The organism is Waterburya sp., assembly GCF_058530065.1.
The window spans coordinates 1-16,177 of record NZ_JBZNBU010000153.1; the positions used below are offsets into that span (position 1 = coordinate 1).

General features: G+C 39.7%; 18 protein-coding genes, 1 tRNA gene and 1 pseudogene. 15 read left to right on the top strand and 5 right to left on the bottom strand.

All coding sequences use genetic code 11. The features are described from left to right. Nucleotides 1–150 precede the first annotated feature (150 nt). Nucleotides 151–2,394, top strand: a complete 2,244-nt coding sequence (locus tag AC33VI_RS09865; RefSeq protein WP_491782092.1) for a glycoside hydrolase family 2 protein — start codon at nucleotides 151–153, stop codon at nucleotides 2,392–2,394. An 857-nt stretch (nucleotides 2,395–3,251) separates the two neighbouring features. Here AC33VI_RS09865 and AC33VI_RS09870 read toward each other — a convergent pair. Beyond that, nucleotides 3,252–4,076, bottom strand: a complete 825-nt coding sequence (locus AC33VI_RS09870; RefSeq protein ID WP_491782107.1) for a sulfurtransferase — start codon at nucleotides 4,074–4,076, stop codon at nucleotides 3,252–3,254. A gap of 26 nt (nucleotides 4,077–4,102) precedes the next feature. Here AC33VI_RS09870 and tilS point away from each other — a divergent pair, with 26 nt between their 5' ends. Then, nucleotides 4,103–5,074 carry a tRNA lysidine(34) synthetase TilS gene (gene tilS / locus AC33VI_RS09875; protein ID WP_491782093.1) on the top strand — a complete coding sequence of 324 codons (972 nt, stop codon included), beginning with the start codon at nucleotides 4,103–4,105 and terminating at the stop codon, nucleotides 5,072–5,074. A gap of 6 nt (nucleotides 5,075–5,080) precedes the next feature. On the opposite strand, the gene pyrE is transcribed toward tilS, so the two are convergent. Next, complete coding sequence (pyrE, locus tag AC33VI_RS09880) at nucleotides 5,081–5,689, bottom strand: orotate phosphoribosyltransferase (RefSeq protein WP_491782094.1); 609 nt, start codon at nucleotides 5,687–5,689, stop codon at nucleotides 5,081–5,083. A gap of 125 nt (nucleotides 5,690–5,814) precedes the next feature. On the opposite strand from pyrE, the gene AC33VI_RS09885 reads away from it, so the two are divergent. From AC33VI_RS09885 to AC33VI_RS09905, 5 genes are all read left to right on the top strand, one after another. Then, nucleotides 5,815–6,183 (top strand): hypothetical protein, encoded by a 369-nt coding sequence (locus AC33VI_RS09885; RefSeq protein WP_491782095.1) that lies wholly within the window; start codon nucleotides 5,815–5,817, stop codon nucleotides 6,181–6,183. Between the two features lie 110 nt (nucleotides 6,184–6,293). Continuing rightward, nucleotides 6,294–7,250: a PhoH family protein gene (locus AC33VI_RS09890; RefSeq protein ID WP_491782096.1), complete on the top strand. Its 957-nt coding sequence runs from the start codon at nucleotides 6,294–6,296 to the stop codon at nucleotides 7,248–7,250. A 72-nt stretch (nucleotides 7,251–7,322) separates the two neighbouring features. Further along, the gene (locus tag AC33VI_RS09895; RefSeq protein WP_491782097.1) at nucleotides 7,323–7,721 is read left to right on the top strand and encodes an Npun_F0494 family protein; all 399 of its coding nucleotides are present in this window, start codon (nucleotides 7,323–7,325) and stop codon (nucleotides 7,719–7,721) included. Nucleotides 7,722–7,788: 67 nt separating this feature from the next. Further along, nucleotides 7,789–9,279, top strand: a complete 1,491-nt coding sequence (cobQ, locus tag AC33VI_RS09900; RefSeq protein WP_491782098.1) for a cobyric acid synthase CobQ — start codon at nucleotides 7,789–7,791, stop codon at nucleotides 9,277–9,279. 17 nt (nucleotides 9,280–9,296) lie between these two features. Continuing rightward, the gene (locus AC33VI_RS09905; RefSeq protein ID WP_491782099.1) at nucleotides 9,297–9,536 is read left to right on the top strand and encodes a 2Fe-2S iron-sulfur cluster-binding protein; all 240 of its coding nucleotides are present in this window, start codon (nucleotides 9,297–9,299) and stop codon (nucleotides 9,534–9,536) included. Between the two features lie 15 nt (nucleotides 9,537–9,551). Here the strand turns inward: AC33VI_RS09905 and AC33VI_RS09910 are convergent, their stop codons facing one another. Next, complete coding sequence (locus AC33VI_RS09910) at nucleotides 9,552–9,821, bottom strand: HNH endonuclease (RefSeq protein ID WP_491782100.1); 270 nt, start codon at nucleotides 9,819–9,821, stop codon at nucleotides 9,552–9,554. 89 nt (nucleotides 9,822–9,910) lie between these two features. On the opposite strand from AC33VI_RS09910, the gene AC33VI_RS09915 reads away from it, so the two are divergent. From AC33VI_RS09915 to AC33VI_RS09935, 5 genes are all read left to right on the top strand, one after another. Further along, nucleotides 9,911–10,534 (top strand): sigma-70 family RNA polymerase sigma factor, encoded by a 624-nt coding sequence (locus AC33VI_RS09915; RefSeq protein ID WP_491782108.1) that lies wholly within the window; start codon nucleotides 9,911–9,913, stop codon nucleotides 10,532–10,534. A 13-nt stretch (nucleotides 10,535–10,547) separates the two neighbouring features. Continuing rightward, a complete protein-coding gene (locus tag AC33VI_RS09920; protein WP_491782101.1) occupies nucleotides 10,548–10,937 on the top strand; it encodes a hypothetical protein in 390 nt (129 codons plus the stop codon). Between the two features lie 59 nt (nucleotides 10,938–10,996). Further along, nucleotides 10,997–11,494, top strand: a complete 498-nt coding sequence (locus AC33VI_RS09925) for a Spy/CpxP family protein refolding chaperone (protein ID WP_491782102.1) — start codon at nucleotides 10,997–10,999, stop codon at nucleotides 11,492–11,494. Nucleotides 11,495–11,613: 119 nt separating this feature from the next. Continuing rightward, nucleotides 11,614–11,695, top strand: a tRNA-Leu gene (locus AC33VI_RS09930). Nucleotides 11,696–11,897: 202 nt separating this feature from the next. Beyond that, complete coding sequence (locus AC33VI_RS09935) at nucleotides 11,898–12,473, top strand: gamma-glutamylcyclotransferase family protein (protein WP_491782109.1); 576 nt, start codon at nucleotides 11,898–11,900, stop codon at nucleotides 12,471–12,473. A 204-nt stretch (nucleotides 12,474–12,677) separates the two neighbouring features. Here AC33VI_RS09935 and AC33VI_RS09940 read toward each other — a convergent pair whose 3' ends face one another. Both AC33VI_RS09940 and AC33VI_RS09945 read right to left on the bottom strand, forming a co-directional pair. Beyond that, entirely contained in the window at nucleotides 12,678–12,809 is a 132-nt protein-coding gene (locus AC33VI_RS09940) for a hypothetical protein (RefSeq protein WP_491782103.1), read from the bottom strand. Between the two features lie 92 nt (nucleotides 12,810–12,901). Beyond that, nucleotides 12,902–14,299: a hypothetical protein gene (locus AC33VI_RS09945; protein WP_491782104.1), complete on the bottom strand. Its 1,398-nt coding sequence runs from the start codon at nucleotides 14,297–14,299 to the stop codon at nucleotides 12,902–12,904. 699 nt (nucleotides 14,300–14,998) lie between these two features. Between AC33VI_RS09945 and AC33VI_RS09950 the strand changes: the two genes are divergently transcribed. The 3 genes and pseudogenes from AC33VI_RS09950 to AC33VI_RS09960 all read left to right on the top strand — a co-directional run. Beyond that, nucleotides 14,999–15,568, top strand: coding sequence for a hypothetical protein (locus tag AC33VI_RS09950; protein WP_491782105.1), 570 nt, complete (start codon nucleotides 14,999–15,001; stop codon nucleotides 15,566–15,568). Between the two features lie 2 nt (nucleotides 15,569–15,570). After that, complete coding sequence (locus AC33VI_RS09955; RefSeq protein WP_491782106.1) at nucleotides 15,571–15,927, top strand: carboxymuconolactone decarboxylase family protein; 357 nt, start codon at nucleotides 15,571–15,573, stop codon at nucleotides 15,925–15,927. Between the two features lie 69 nt (nucleotides 15,928–15,996). After that, a pseudogene (locus tag AC33VI_RS09960) lies at nucleotides 15,997–16,177 on the top strand (DJ-1/PfpI family protein); the annotation flags it as partial.

The following is a 16,177-nucleotide window of genomic DNA, read 5'->3' on the forward strand; positions in this document are numbered from 1 at the left end:
CCATAGGTCAAAAGAAAACTTGCGTAAATACATTGTCGCTCGATCCTTTGTGAGATGAGATTCAAATTCATTCAGCGTATTTGCTATTTAGTCATAGCTTCAATCTCAATTTCTTTAGTTATTAGTTTTTCCAATTCACACTATGGAACATTGATAGCTCATTCAACCCTTGCATCTTTAGTATCGAGCAATTTCGCTCCCATAGAATTTCCCAGAGTGCGGGTTTTATCGAATCGATGGCAGTTTATCCCTGAAAGTCAATTTATAAATAAAAACAGATCCAGATCGACTACCAAAAATCGACTGGAACTAAAACCCACTAGACAACTTCCCAATTTTCCCGCTCGGTGGCAAGACATTAAAGTCCCCAGCAACTGGTGGTTAGAAGGTCACGATCTCAATGGTGCAGTTTGGTATCGGCATCAATTTCCAGCAACTCCAGAACTGGAAAATCGAGTCGTGAAGTTGGTTTTTGCGGGAGTAGACTACACTGCCGATGTCTGGCTGAATAGTAAGTATTTAGGTTTTCATGAAGGTTATTTCCAACCTTTTAGTTTTTTGGTTGGCGATCGCTTGAATTCTACAAAAGAGAACGAACTAATTGTCAGAGTTAACAGTCCTCTCGAATTACAGGGTCAAGACTGGTCATTACACAAGCGTCTCATCAAGGGAGTTTTGAGCCATCATGATGCTCGTCCTGGTGGTGCTTGGAGCGATCGCGGACAAGAAAAGAATACGGGAGGAATTTGGCATGATGTATACCTACAAACATCGAATAAGTTAACTATAAATCGGATTAATGTCACCCCAGAAATCGATTTTAAGCAGCAGCAAGGAACAGCCAAAGTCGATTTAAACTTGACTTATCCAGGTAAGAAATCGGAATTAGTCGATATTCAGTTACAATTGACACCCGATAACTTTACCGAAACACCAGGAAGAATCATTACAGTACGCCATAGTTTGCAGCCTGGAGTAAACCAACTTCATTTTGATGTGATACAACCGAAACCTCATTTATGGCAGACATGGGATCGGGGTATGCCTAATTTATATCAGTTGCAGGTAAAGATAACTCAGTCGGGACAGCTTTTAGATAGTAGGCAAGCAACTTTTGGTTTTCGGACGATTGAATATGACCAGCAGGAAATGGTTTGGAAGCTTAACGGTAAACGGATTTTTCTTCGGGGGACTAACTATATTGGTTCTCAATGGTTGAGTGAAATGACGACTGAAAAGTCTAGTTTGGATGTGGCTTTAATCAAACAGGCGAATATTAACGCTGTTAGGGTTCATGCCCATATTACCAATCCTAGTTTTTACGATTTATGCGATCGCAGGGGAATTTTAATCTGGCAGGATTTTCCTTTGCAGTGGGGTTATCGAGAAGATGCTGAATTTATTCGACAGGCGATCGCTCAAGGCAAGGATATGATTAACTTACTTTATAATCATCCTGCGATCGTGGCGTGGAGTCTGCATAACGAACCACCTTGGGATGCAGAATGGATGGAACATCTTTACCAAAATTACGATCCAGAACAAAATAAACAGTTAGATGACGAACTATATTCCAGCCTGCAAAATCTAGATCCCACACGCTATCTTCATCCCGCATCAACAGTAAACGAACATCCTTGGTGGGGTTGGTATTCTGCTACCTGGCGTAAATATGGCGAAGCTACAGCAGAACCTTTAATTACCGAATATGGCGCACAAGCCTTACCGCAACTATCTTCTTTGCGTCGGATATTTGACGAAAACGAACTATATCCCGATACCGAAGAAGAATGGGCAAAATGGAAATACCACAATTTTCAACCCAAGGAAACTTTTGAGATTGCTGGAATACCGATGGGTAATAATATTCGAGAGTTTATCGATAATACCCAACAATATCAAGCAAAACTAACTAAATTTGCAGCCGAATCCTACCGTCGCCAGAGATATCAACCAGTATCGGCAATATTTCAATTTATGTTTGTGGAAAACTGGGCTTCGATTAACTGGGCAGTTGTGGATTATTGGCGCAACCCCAAACCAGGTTATGAGGCGATTAAAACTGCTTATCAACCAGTGCTACCAAGCATTAGTGCGGAGAAAGATACTTGGGAATTAGGCGAGAAAATCGCTTTAGATTTTGCCATCATCAACGATACTCTAGAAGCCTACCCCAATGCTCAAGTTAGCTATACTTTACAACGAAAATGGAAGCCTCTCAAAAGTCAAGAATTTACCGTTAATATCCAGCCAGATAGCTTAATTGAATTAGATTCGATTAATTCTCAACCTTGGCAAGTAGGTAAGTATGAAGTGGTAGCTAAGATATGCGATCGCACTGGTAAGTTTTTGGGACAAAATACTTTCGAGTTTAATGTCACTATTCCAAATTAAATTAGAGCGTCTTTCTTAAATACTTGAAAGATGATTCAGGCGATCGCAATGGTAAGTTTTTAGGACTACCCCTGTTAAGATGAACAAACATACTACATGGAATTTATAGGAGTTTCAGGATGCGATCGCGATCGCTAGAGAAAATATCTTTTGAAATACAGAGTATTCATAAATTCCCCTTCTTGCCAATACAGCTTATCGTGGCAGATTTTCATTTTATATAGTAAATAATTTGTAATTCTCTACATTTTAACCTTGCGCTAGGTAATATTCTGTGGTAGAAAGAGTTTAGTGACTTAAATAGAAAAATTGTAGATCTCCATAGAAGAGAAGAGTTGAATGGAAATATTTTCACTTTCTCTCTTGCTGGCATTAGTCACTATTTATGATTTAACCGTCAACAGCGATTATTAACTTAAATAAATCGCATTAGTGACATCTTGAAGCCGTGAAGTTAACATTCACCCCAAGGAAAAGAGATCGAGAGAGACAAATGACAAAAGATTAATAGTGCTTCAAGACTATTCTTTTCCTTAATTTTGGCAAGCGTTAAAAACTAACGTTTCCGTACTGAGTCTGTATTGTATTGCAAGCAGTCTTTTAGTATGTCCAATTGTAGAACAAAAAACAAAATATGCTTCTTACACCTCCCTTACTACTTCTTTCTCTGAGTATTGTTTATTTGATGGGTATTCACATTATTTTAAGATTGTGCCAACTCTCCAGAACCAAAAATTTATCTATTAATTTTTGGGATAAATAACTCTAAGAATATATTTTGGTAGTAGTGAATATTCTGAATATTCTTATTACTACCAAGTTTATTATTAGCTTACATTTAGTCAGAAATAGAACGGTTATGGGTTATGAGAACACCAATCGCTCCAACCACCAACATATAACTTAGTCTTATTTACCCCGATCGCACTGAGAGAAAATAAATTTACACAGGCTGTTACCCCCGATCCGCAATAGACAATAATTTCATCTGCATCTCGATAGTCTTGCCACAATTGCTGTTGAGTTTCTAAGGGTTGGAGACAGCCAGACTCGTTACTTACTAGTTTCCAAGGAGAATTAACCGCCCCTGGAATGCTTCCTGCAATGGGATCGATTGGCTCTTTTAATCCTAAATAGCGATCGCGATCGCGAGAATCGACAATCACTACATTTTCTTGGTTTTGGGCTGCTTTTACCCCATCTATATTTACCAACCAATCAGTATGGGGTTGAGGCGAGAAACTTCCTTGATTTGTTTCGGGGATGGTATTGCTAACGGGATAGTTTTGTTCGAGCCAACCATTCCAGCCCCCATCAAGCAAAACTACAGATTTATGACCTAAATAGCGTAATAACCACCACAAACGGGCAGCAAAAGCAAAACGAGAATCGTCATAAGCCACAACCAGAGTTTCGTCTTTGATAATCCCTAGATCGGCAAATTTTTGTCCCAATAAATTTATATCTGGTAAGGGATGTCTGCCTCCATGATTTTTGACCTGACTAGATAAATCTCGATCTAAATGAAGATATTGCGCCCTAGGAATATGGGCTGTGCGATATTGTTCTTCTCCCCAATTGGGATTGGCTAATTGAAAGCGACAATCTACTATAACTAGTTGAGGATTATCTAACTGCTGTCGCAACCATTGGCGATCGACTAAATATTCTGTTTGTTTCATCCTCATATAATTTTATATGACTAAATATGAACCATTGGACTCAATTACACAGTAGATTGCATCAGACATTGAGAAAGCGATCGCTGTTACCGAAATCAGCCAGGATTTTAATTGCCCTGTCGGGGGGACAAGATTCTCTGTGTTTGGGCAAACTATTATTGGATTTGACAGAGAAATGGCACTGGCAACTGGCGATCGCCCATTGCGACCATCAATGGTCAACGGATGCGGGAATTGCCGAGCGAGTCGCGGAAGTGGCGATGACTTGGCAGCTACCATTTTATTTAAAAACAGCTAATGTCCTCAAGGAAACAGAAGCTGCTGCTAGGGCGTGGCGTTATCAAGCTTTAGAAGAAATTGCCAAGGAATATCATTTTGCTTATATCGTTACGGGGCATACTAAAAGCGATCGCGCTGAAACTTTTTTATATAATTTAATTCGCGGTGCGGGAGCAGATGGTTTGGCTGCTTTAAGCTGGAAAAGGGCTTTAACATCAGAAATTGAGCTAGTTCGTCCTATTTTGAATTTATATCGGCGAGAAACTTTGGATTTCTGCCAGCAGTTTCAGCTTCCGATTTGGTTTGACGTAGTTAACCAGAATAATAGGTTTGCACGCAATCGAATTCGTCAGGATTTGATTCCTTATTTACAAACTAATTTTAATCCTCAAGTAGAAAATTCTCTAGCTCAAACCGCAGAATTACTCAAAGGAGATGTGGAATATCTCGAAGCTACTGCCAATCACTTATTACTAGAAGTATTAGAAAACAATCGACTCAATCGTTCGATCTTGAGGAATGCTCCCTTAGCCATACAACGTCGGGCTATCCGTCAATTTATGCCCTCGGTAATGTCGAAACAGCCTAATTTCGAGCAAGTCGAAGCCGTAGTAGAACTAATTACCGCACCGAACAAAAGTCGTACCTCTACATTGCCAGGAGGTGCGATCGCCGAAGTAGCAGGAGAATGGATTATTTTTAACTCTCCTGTAAATTAAAATCGATTATTTATTTAATTGTCGGGCATATTGTTGAATTTCCCCGATAGAAAATAGGGCTTGAAAATCGATCCCTTTTGACTGATAAAGTTCTGTTCCTCCTTGTTCTCTATCCACTAAAGCAAGAATTTGAGTAACTTTATATCCCGCATCCTGCAACCTTTCTACCGCAGTTAATGCCGAACCTCCTGTAGTCACCACGTCCTCTAAAACTACTATCTTAGAGTCTGCTGGTAAAGAAGGTCCTTCTATGTAGGCTTTTGTTCCATGTCCTTTAGGCTTTTTACGAATAATTAGAGCGGGAATTGGCTGACCTTCATAAGCCGAAACTACACTTACCGCTGAAACCATCGGATCTGCACCCAAAGTAAGACCTGCCACTGCTGCCGTATCTTGAGGTAATAATTGAAATAAAAGACGACCTAGTGCCAATCCACCTTCTGCCCTGAGAGTCACTTGTTTGCAGTTGATATAGTAAGTACTTTTCGCTCCAGAAGAAAGCACAAAATCTCCTTCTACATAAGCATATTTAGCGATCGCATCTAATAGTACTTCTCTGAGAGTTTCGGTCTTGGCAGTACTTAAAGCAGAGCTATCGGTCAGATCTGTATTCATAAAAAATCAGCAAACTATTTAATTCAATCTATCTGTGAGGCAAGACTAATTGTACAGCTTTAAACACTGTTGTTTCTGGAAAACTTCAGCTAGGATTGAGCAGAAGTATATCGACAAATAAATTAATGTCTATTATGTTTGCTAAATTAACTAAATTATCCATATTATTGCTAGGAGTTAGTGCTGCTGGTCTATTGTCTTCTCCCGCACAAGCAGAAAAAATGTCTTTAAATGATGAATTTAAAGAAGCCTATTTTACTCATGGCAAAAATGCTTTCGTTCAGAGTAATATTGTCAATCAATTCAATACTATTGTGGGCTTGACGGGATATCCAGAGCAGCATATCAATCGCGACGCTCAAGCCGTAGACAAGTTATATAAAATGGGCATGGCAGAACAATCTTCTCTGGGAGCGCGAATCATGACTAGAGATTTACCCAATCCCTACGACACTTCTTTAAGGGAAAACCCCAGCTATAGTGCTGCCAAGTAATCGCTCGAAGTTACTTATTCTGTTGGTCTAAACTCTCCAAACATTTATAGTTGGAGAGTTTTTTATTTGAGGATTGCTATAAAATAAAAACTAAAGTTTTCAACCCGTACATGACCAATTCGTCTCAAATAATTCAATTACCTAACAACGAAAGTGCGATCGCTTTAGCAGGAAGTAGAGAACAAAATCTCCAATTACTCTCTCGCCATACAGGAGTAAGTTTGGTGTTGCGGGGGCAAGATTTATTGATTAAAGGGCAAGAAAAAGCTGTCAATCGGTGTGCTAGGGCTATTGGAACTCTAGAACCCTTGTGGTCGGCGGGCAAAGCATTGCACGAACCAGATATCTTGACTGCATTTCAGGCGATCGATACTAATAGAACAGACGAATATAGCGAATTACAAAAAAATGTTTTAGCCAAAACTAAAAGAGGCGAAATAATTCGCCCCAAGACCTTTAAACAAAAACAATATGTTAAAGCAATTCAAAAGCACGATGTCACTTTTGGTGTTGGTCCTGCGGGTACGGGCAAAACCTTTTTAGCAGCAGTATTAGCAGTTAAAGCCCTACTCAGCGATGAATGCGAAAGAATTATCTTAACTCGCCCAGCGGTAGAAGCAGGGGAAAAATTAGGATTTTTACCAGGAGATCTGCAAGAAAAAGTAAACCCCTTCTTGCGTCCTCTTTATGATGCTTTGTACGAATTTATTGACTCGGAAAAAATTCCCGATCTAATGGAAAGGGGCAAAATTGAAGTAGCTCCCCTAGCTTATATGCGGGGACGAACTCTGTCCAATGCTTTTGTCATCGTCGATGAAGCGCAAAATACCACTCCCGCCCAATTAAAAATGGTGCTAACTCGCTTGGGTTTTGGTTCAAAAATGGTGATTACGGGGGATATTACCCAAACCGATTTACCATCTCCTCAACAATCGGGCTTAATAGTTTCTCGTAGGATTTTGCGTAATGTGGAAGGGATAGCTTTTTGCGAACTAACTCAAGCCGATGTCGTCAGACACCCTTTAGTACAGAAAATAGTAGCTGCCTACGAAAAACACGATTGCTAACTCTTTTATTCAATAATCACTGTAGTAGGGGCGGTTCGCGAACCGCCCCTACCAAATAACCAACTAAAAAAAATGACCGCACAAATCAAACCTTATACCTACGAACCAAAAACCATTACTAGAGCCAAAAAAGCTCTATCCTGTTCTCCTTTCTGCTTGAAACTATTTAAAGATATGCGAAATCAAAGCGTACCCATCGCCAAAATTACAGGAACGACTGGAGTAAAATTGGGCTATGCTACCCAAGGATATAGCGAAGCTAGAACCGAAGACAAACTAGTTTGGCTGATTAATGTGGGCTTATTGCGCCGAGAAGTAGACGGACAGGGTTTAACCGATAGTTTTCGTTTGACTCCTTTAGGTAGAGAGATTATCGAGCAATGGGAACGAGAATATAACGCTATACCTAAGCCATCTTGGGGCGATCGCATTTCTAATTGGCTCAATCGTTGGTTAAAATTATCTCTTTAATTCTTCTAAATTCCTGTCTGACTGTTATAACAGTGTATATTTATCCATTCCAACACAGGAGCGATCGATGAAAGCAATTATGGTAGTCGGGACAACATCCCATGCAGGAAAATCTTTCCTGACTGCTGCATTATGCCGAATTCTAGCCAGGCACGGTTGGCGAGTTGCGCCTTTCAAAGGGCAAAACATGGCGTTAAATGCTTATGTTACCTCCACAGGGGGGGAAATAGGTCACGCTCAAGCGGTTCAAGCCTGGGCAGCGGGAGTAGCCCCCAGAGTAGAAATGAATCCGATTCTACTCAAGCCTCAAGGAAATATGACCTCCCAAATAATTATTAAAGGCAAGGCAGTCGGGACAGTTAAAGCCACAGAATATTATGAAAAATATTTCGATCTGGGTTGGGAGGTAATTCAAGAGTCTCTCTATCGCTTGTCTTTAGAGTTTGATATGGTTGTCTGCGAAGGGGCGGGAAGTCCAGCGGAAATCAATCTCAAACATCGCGACTTGACTAATATGCGAGTGGCAAAGCATCTTAATGCCCCGACCATTTTAGTAGTAGATATCGAACGAGGTGGTGCATTCGCTCATGTAGTAGGAACTTTAGAATTATTAGATCCTCAAGAACGATCGCTTGTTAAAGGAGTGGTAATTAATAAATTTAGAGGGGACAAATCATTATTAGACTCAGGTATTACTTGGCTAGAAGAAAAAACCAAAGTTCCCGTCTTGGGCGTAATTCCTTGGAGTCATCATATGTTTCCCTCCGAAGATTCTTTAGATTTGTTAGAAAGAAATCGCCGTCGCAGTAATAAAGATATCAACATTAGCGTGATTAAATTGCCAAGAATCGCTAACTTTACCGATTTCGATCCTTTAGAAGCAGAAGCCTCTATTTCCGTTAATTATGTAGATATTCAAGATTCTTTAGGACATCCCGATGCAGTAATTATTCCTGGCACAAAAACTACTATTGCCGATCTGTTGGCAATGGAAAGAAGCGGAATGGCAGAACAAATTAGAAATTATGCTGCTGCGGGGGGAACGGTATTGGGAATATGCGGTGGCTATCAAATGTTAGGACAGAAAATTATTGACCCTGAAGGGTTTGAAGGAGAATCGGGAGAATTTACAGGTCTTAGTTTATTGCCCATTACGACCATTCTTTCTCCCAATAAAATAGCCCGTCAAAGACAAGTTATTTCTGAATTTCCCCAGCCAGGGTTGCCTGTAGATGGCTATGAAATCCATCAAGGACGCAGTCGTATCAGCCGTCGTTTGCGGGAAGGATCTGACGAATATAAGGCAATTTTTGACGATGCTGCTTTAGGATTAGTAGATAAGAGTCAGTCGATTTGGGGTTGCTATATTCACGGTCTTTTTGATAATGGTGCTTGGCGACGTTCTTGGATCAATCAATTGCGCAAACAGCGAGGAATGTCTTCCTTGGCAACGGGAATATCTAACTATCGCGATCGCCGAGAAGCCACACTCAATATTCTGGCAGACATTGTAGAAAAGAATTTAAACTTAAAATCAATTTTGTCCAATCATTATTAGCTCGATTTAATATATTTATGAGTATTAAGGTTACTTTTCTACCAGACGAAATTTCTGTAGAAGCAGAACCAGGAGAACCAATGCTACAAGTAGCAGAACGGGCGGGAGTATTTATTGCCACTGGCTGTTTGATGGGTTCTTGTCATGCTTGCGAAGTAGAACTGGACGATGGCGAAGCTATTTGTGCCTGTATTAGTTCTATCCCTGGAGATAAACCAGAATTGACGATTAATATCTATGACGATCCGACTTGGTAATTGTCGGTCAAGAAATTATCTGATTCTGACTTTTTTATGGGGATTTTGTTTTTTAATCCAACCCAAGAACTTTCTCATTTTTGGTTCGGATTTTAATTTGTCAACGGTGTTGAGATGTTTTGCTAGTTCCAAATTCGTATACAGAGCATGAATTTGACGATGACAAGGAGAACAGATATCAATAGTATCTCCTGACTCGGCTTGTTTTCGTTTGACTGTTTGTCGGGGAACTAAATGATGAACGGTAAGTTGTTTCATGTCGCGATCGCACAATTGACAAGGCATATTTTGAAAGAGATTTTGTTAAATTGAACCGATACTATCTGCTGTCAGTCTATATAAAAAGAACTAAAAATTTCTAGAACATGAGGGAAATGTTAGCCAGCGATCAGGCTAGTACGGCAGATACAGAACCAGAAACAGGCGTGCAAACAGAACAGGAGTTGATTGTGCTTTGTCAGCAAGGCGATCGCGAATGTTTTCGCTTGCTCTATCAACGCTACCAACAAAGGGTTCGTTCTACTCTTTATCAACTTTGTGGTCAATCATCTTTAGACGATTTGGTTCAAGAAGTTTTTTTGCGAGCTTGGAAAGGATTGCCTAAACTAAAAAAAACACAATATTTTTCTACCTGGCTTTATCGTATTAGTTGGAATGTGGCAACAGATAGACGGCGAAAATTGGCTAAAACTAGAGAAAAAACTAGTTTCAACGAGCAATATTTCGATAGAGACTCGCTAGACTATGGCAAAGACCTATCGGATCTGCAAAATACGCCTGATTTGATGCACCTACACTATCAAGATCTAGTCCAGCGTGGTTTAAACAACTTGAGTTTCGAGCATCGTTCCGTACTCGTATTGCACGATTTAGAAGATTTGCCCCAAAAGCAAGTCGCTCAAATCTTAGACATACCCGTGGGAACGGTGAAATCTCGTTTATTTCATGCTAGAAATTTATTTAAAAAATTCTTAGAACAACAAGGAATATCTTTTTAAGAGGAACTCTCCGATGACCAATTCTCCCGATCGCGATCGCCATAATCTGGTTAGTTTTTTGCGACAAAATCAACCCCTTCCACCCCAGGCAGATCCCAATTTAGAACGACGAATTATGGAGTCTCTCGAACCCCGTCGTGCCAGAGAAAGAAAACGTTCTCGAACAGTTACCTGGACTCTTCCTAGTGCGATCGCAACAGGCTTTTTATTCACTACCGTTAGTTTCGGCGTGCGAACTCCTCGCATTGCTGTCGAACCTCAAGATATAGAAAACTTTTTAGTCAATAATTGGCGGAATACTTTGAACGAGCAAGATCCTTTAGTGCTAGATGATAACGCAGCATATTGGTTATTACCTACTGTTTCCGAAGCACAACCAACAGTATCTCTTTCTACACCATAAATCAAATTTTAATATTTTTAGACAATTCATATTTTCAATTTTATTATTCAATTTTTCAGATGCTAACTAATAAATTGCACGGTCTTTTCTCTCTGGCTGTCACGACTCTTTTTCTGATTCTCATTACTCAGATCGCTCCTGTTATAGCTGGCGCTCGATTTCCTTTTCCCATTCAATTAAGGGACTCCGCAATTCGAGAGACAACTATAGTGGCAGATAATGCGATCGCAACTGTCAAGCAACAACATTCAGTTTTCTTTCAGCAATTAAACTTAAGCAGCAATCAAAGAGAAAAAATCAAACAAATTCACAATCAATATAAACAGCAAATACGCAAAAAAAATCACAATCTATCCGTACTACAGAAACAACTTTCAGATTTAATGGTTGGTACAGAGTCAGTCGAATTGATTAGAGCTAAGAACCAGCAATTAGTAAATTTGCGTCAAGAAATAGGAGAGTTGCGGTTTGAAAGTATGTTAGCAACTAGAGAAATTTTAACTCCCGAACAACGCCAAAAATTTCGAGAAATTATCCAATCTCAACTAGCCGAGTAACAATATTTAAAACTTTGAGCTCTAAAAAACAATTTTGCAAAATATATGATAAATTATATATTGCCAATATTGGGACGCAAGCAATCTAGACTCCGATTAAAACAGTCCTAATTCAACACGCGGATGTGGTGGAATTGGTAGACACGCACGCTTGAGGGGCGTGTGGCTAACGCCTTGCGAGTTCGATTCTCGCCATCCGCATCTTCCTAACGGCTTTTTGCTCAAAACTTGCTCACTTTTTCCCACCCAAGCAAATCAAAATTAACTCGCGATCGCAATTAGCATTAATAAATTTGTTCTAAATAGTCATTAATAGGATTTTCTCAAGAGATTTTTAATCCTATTTATTGGAATTTACAAGGTTATGTTTTATGAGAATTAAATTTTTGTGTTTGCTGACATGATGAGATTTTCTAGTGATGCCGAGTGGAGCAGTAATTACAGAAAATTATCGTTATCTACGTTTGTCTATTTTGCCTATGGCTCGAATATGTTAACGGGGAGACTTCGCGAACGTACACTATCAGCCAAGCCTTTGGGAATAGGACAAATTATCGAACATCAACTTATCTTCCATAAAATTGGACGTGATGGTTCGGCTAAATGTGATATTTACAAGACAGGTCGAGCTTGTGACATAGTTTGGGGCGTACTATTTGAAATTTCAACCGACGAAAGACATCTTCTGGATCGTGCCGAAGGATTGGGGTGTGGATACGAATACAAAATAGTGAGAGTTAAGAGTAATGAAACTGTTATCGAAGCGGGTGCTTATTACGCTACTCATATTAATGCCTCGCTTCGTCCATTTGATTGGTACTTAAATTTTGTCCTCCAAGGAGCAAAAGAGCATGGACTTCCCAATAACTATTTAAACAGCCTCAAATCTCGTTCGATAGTAATCGATCCTAACCCCGAACGACGGAAAAGAAATTTTTCACTCCTTAAAAATGACTCACCCTCCGCAAAACAATTTTGACAAATATGAACTATCTTCCGAAATTCAAGAATTTCTAGAAAAATACGACCCCTTTCTCTTGGATAATAGAGAAATTGCCAGAAGAATTAATCTCATTATCACAAAGAACTAACTGGACTACTGAATATCTAGAGACAGAATTGTCGAAGTGACCAATATCCATCAGCCACTTCGACACATAGATGTTGTCTAGCAGAACTGGCGTTAGGCAAATGTCAGGTCAGAAGTCGCAACAATCGAATTATCGGCATTAAATCGAACAAATTCAATATTGATTAACGTATCCGTACCTTCTCCATTGCCAGTTAAGGTAAAGTTGTCATTATTATTGAGCATTCGCCCATCCTTAAAATTGGACAGTTCTAGTTAAAAAAGCTCAAATTTATCGGCACAGCAAATGTTGTAGAAGTTTTGTAGATGTAGTAATTTTAGGCAAAAGCAAAATCATCTGCACTAAGATTATTCGCATCTATGCCCTGTAAAATTGCTAGATCTGAGCCTTTAGCAGAAATTAAAGTGTTGTTTTCTATTTTCGCAATATCAATATCTTCAAAACCAATACCTAATCCAGCAATCCCCAGAATATCTTCGCCAAGAGTAAAGTCAGTAATAGTATTCCCTGCGTCAGGGATTTCAGCAGTAGCAATCCAGAATCGATCTGCACCTTCTCCACCAGTAATCGTATTATTTCCGCCTGATGTCGTAAAGAAGCGATTCAGCGCGGTCTTGGGGGTTTCCCCCATGAGCGACTGAATCAAGAAGAGATCGTCTCCCTCTGCACCAACTAGGCGATCTCCCCTACCAAGAATTGTAATATCGTTGCCACTACCAGCATAAATGCGATTTCCACCATTACTATCAATAGCATCAATCAAATCGTCAGCGTCGCCTGCAAAAATTAGTTCGTTACTACCTTTGACTTCAATCGTCTCTCCGTCTACAGTGCCAAACTTTGGTGTAAAATCATTTGCATTCAAGTTAAATTCAGCCGTTGCCAAACTATTGTGACCTACAGCCAGTATATCGATACTGCCATCTGCACTACTTATACTGTCATCGAGGTTGAGCGGTGTAATTTGAAAACCCGACAAGCTAGTTAATTCCCCAGTACCAGCAAAGTCTTCAATATCGAAAGCAATACCAGCTAAGGGAATATCATCAATAATCACATCTTCGGTAAGTCCTAGATTGCTGAGGTTTTCTGAAGATGCAGTAAGCTCGAAATTTTCAACAATGCCAAAATCTCCTAAGTTGATGTTGTTAAACAAACCTTCTCCAGAACCACTCTTAAGTTCTAAAGAAAAGTCCCCAATTACGTTCCCAGCACGATCTATCGGTTTAATCTCTACCCCATCATCTCCAATCAAATCGATTAGAAAAAAATCATTAGCAGCACCTGGTACTCCCTCTACTTCATTAGCAAAGAAGACATTAAAGGGTTGAGGGACACCTGATTCTGTACCTCCTGCATTATCGATCGCAGCACCGACATTAGTACCGAGTAAAGCTTCTTCTCCGAAAGGTTCTTCTCCTTGAAAGCCCCAAGTACTACGAATAGTATCCCCTGCTGGCGGTTCGATACCAGTGGGAAATGTTACCGCCTCAGTAACTGAAACTGGTCCCCTAATAGACTCAACACTGCTAACATCAGTGCCAAAGCCAGTCATCTGCTGTTGACTTAAAGTGATATCGGGACGAGAAGGATCTTCGGAGGGGAAAGGAATTAACTCTAAATCCGAACCAAAAATTTGTTGAAAATCTGATTCGACAAGGTCTTCTGTTGGTGCATCTTTGAGGCTAATAGAGGTTAATTTAGCAATTGTCATGATATCTCCTTTGTCTGTATTGCAGGAACATATAGAAGGAATTAGATTTCAACAACCTTAAACCCGATTTTGCTTGAGATAAATTGTTCGATCGCTATAATTTTTGGAGCGTTTAAAACAAAGATTTGAAACCGATAAAAATCAACTAGAAGTACTAATCTTTCCTTTGTTTGGCATTAGTTTGTTGCTTGCTTCGAGACTATGACTTTTGATTAATACATAACAGCAATCTAATTATTATGCGATCGCATATAGGGCTGGATGTAAGATTTTTTTTGACTCTATACCGATTAGATTATGTTGAATATTTAAGTCTGCTCGCACCCATTAACTAGATATAAATAGATTTAAAACTTCTTGGCGATTATTGCTCAAAATCTTCGATTGTTGTTTATTTTTAAAAATTTACCGATTTCTAACTGGTTGAAGTTGAGGTCAATCGATCTATTGAATAATTGCAAAAATCAGATACTTCAAGCAAAAATTAACAAGACTTTTGAGCCAGAATATTTATAAGCTTAAGTCGAGCGGTTAAAGGTACGACGGTAAAGAGTTGAGTTGCACCTTTGTAACGTAGCAAACAGATTTCTATTGAGCTTCAATAATGTCGGTTGAATTGTTAATTATATTACATTCAGTCGTCTAAAAGGATAAAAATTCCTTGAATTAGTAATTAACTACAGTACCAACAAAGAACTAATGAAAAAGCGAAACAATTACTATCAAAATTTAGCTGCCGACTATTCTAGACCAGGATTAATTTCTGAGCAACATCAAGCTGAATTAATCGAACTAGGAGAATTGCTGTTGAGCAAAAAAGAGGCTAGCTTTCCAGAAATAAGCGATCGCTATACTCTAGAACAAATAGAGCAAGAAAATAAAGAATGGTGGCCGACTCATTGTGAGGCATTGAGGCAAGGAAGGGGAGATATTCTAACAGGAGAATATCGCGAAGATTTAGTATATCTCTGTCAAGATGGTCCCTATAAAGGATTAAAAGAACAGCAGGATCGCGAGCAACATTGGTGGGCATTAATCGCTCAACCAGGAGTAACTATGGTTTGGCCTATTGTGATGTTTTCTGGAGAACATACGTTCTTTGAATGGAAATGTGAAGAAGATGCCACCAATGAAACCATTGCCAAAGGGACAGTTACCTGGGTGCGCCGCGGACATCGTGGTGGCTGCTATCTTAAAGCCGAACAGCTTACTTTCTACCGAGATGTATTTGCTCCTAGCGAACTTTTGCAGTTAATTAAAACGGCGTAATTATGAGCGAACAAACAATTACTAAAAATGCGGTTCTCGGCGATCGCGAATTACAGACAGGATTAAACAGTATTAACCCTAAATTTGGCGACTTTTGTACCCGTGTGGCGGGAGAAGCCTGGGGAATGCCTTTGATCGACCAAAAAACCAAGGCGTTAATTACCATCGCTATAGATGTGGTTAACCAAGACCAAACAGGCGCGGGAAGTCCCTTTGCAGCCCACGTCAATATGGCAATGAAGCAAGGCGCAACCAGAGAAGAGATTGAAGAACTACTGCTGTTTATGTGCGTTTATGCAGGATTCAATAAAGCTGCTGGTTGCTTTGGAATGCTTAATGAGATATTCGCCGAGAAATAAGCTTTTAGCTGTTAGCCCTTAGCCATTAGCTTTTACATTCTACCCAAATTAATCAGGAAATAATCAGTCATGTCTACCGAAATTAAAGGAAAAATCGGCGTATTAATCGAAGAACATTTTGACGAGACTGAATACCGTCGATTCAATCAATTCTTTCCCGAACACGGCTACGAAGTCGAATATCTTTCTAACCTGTGGAATCAACCTCAACTGACCTTCAAGGGTAACGACCATGAAGAAGAAGCAGTAG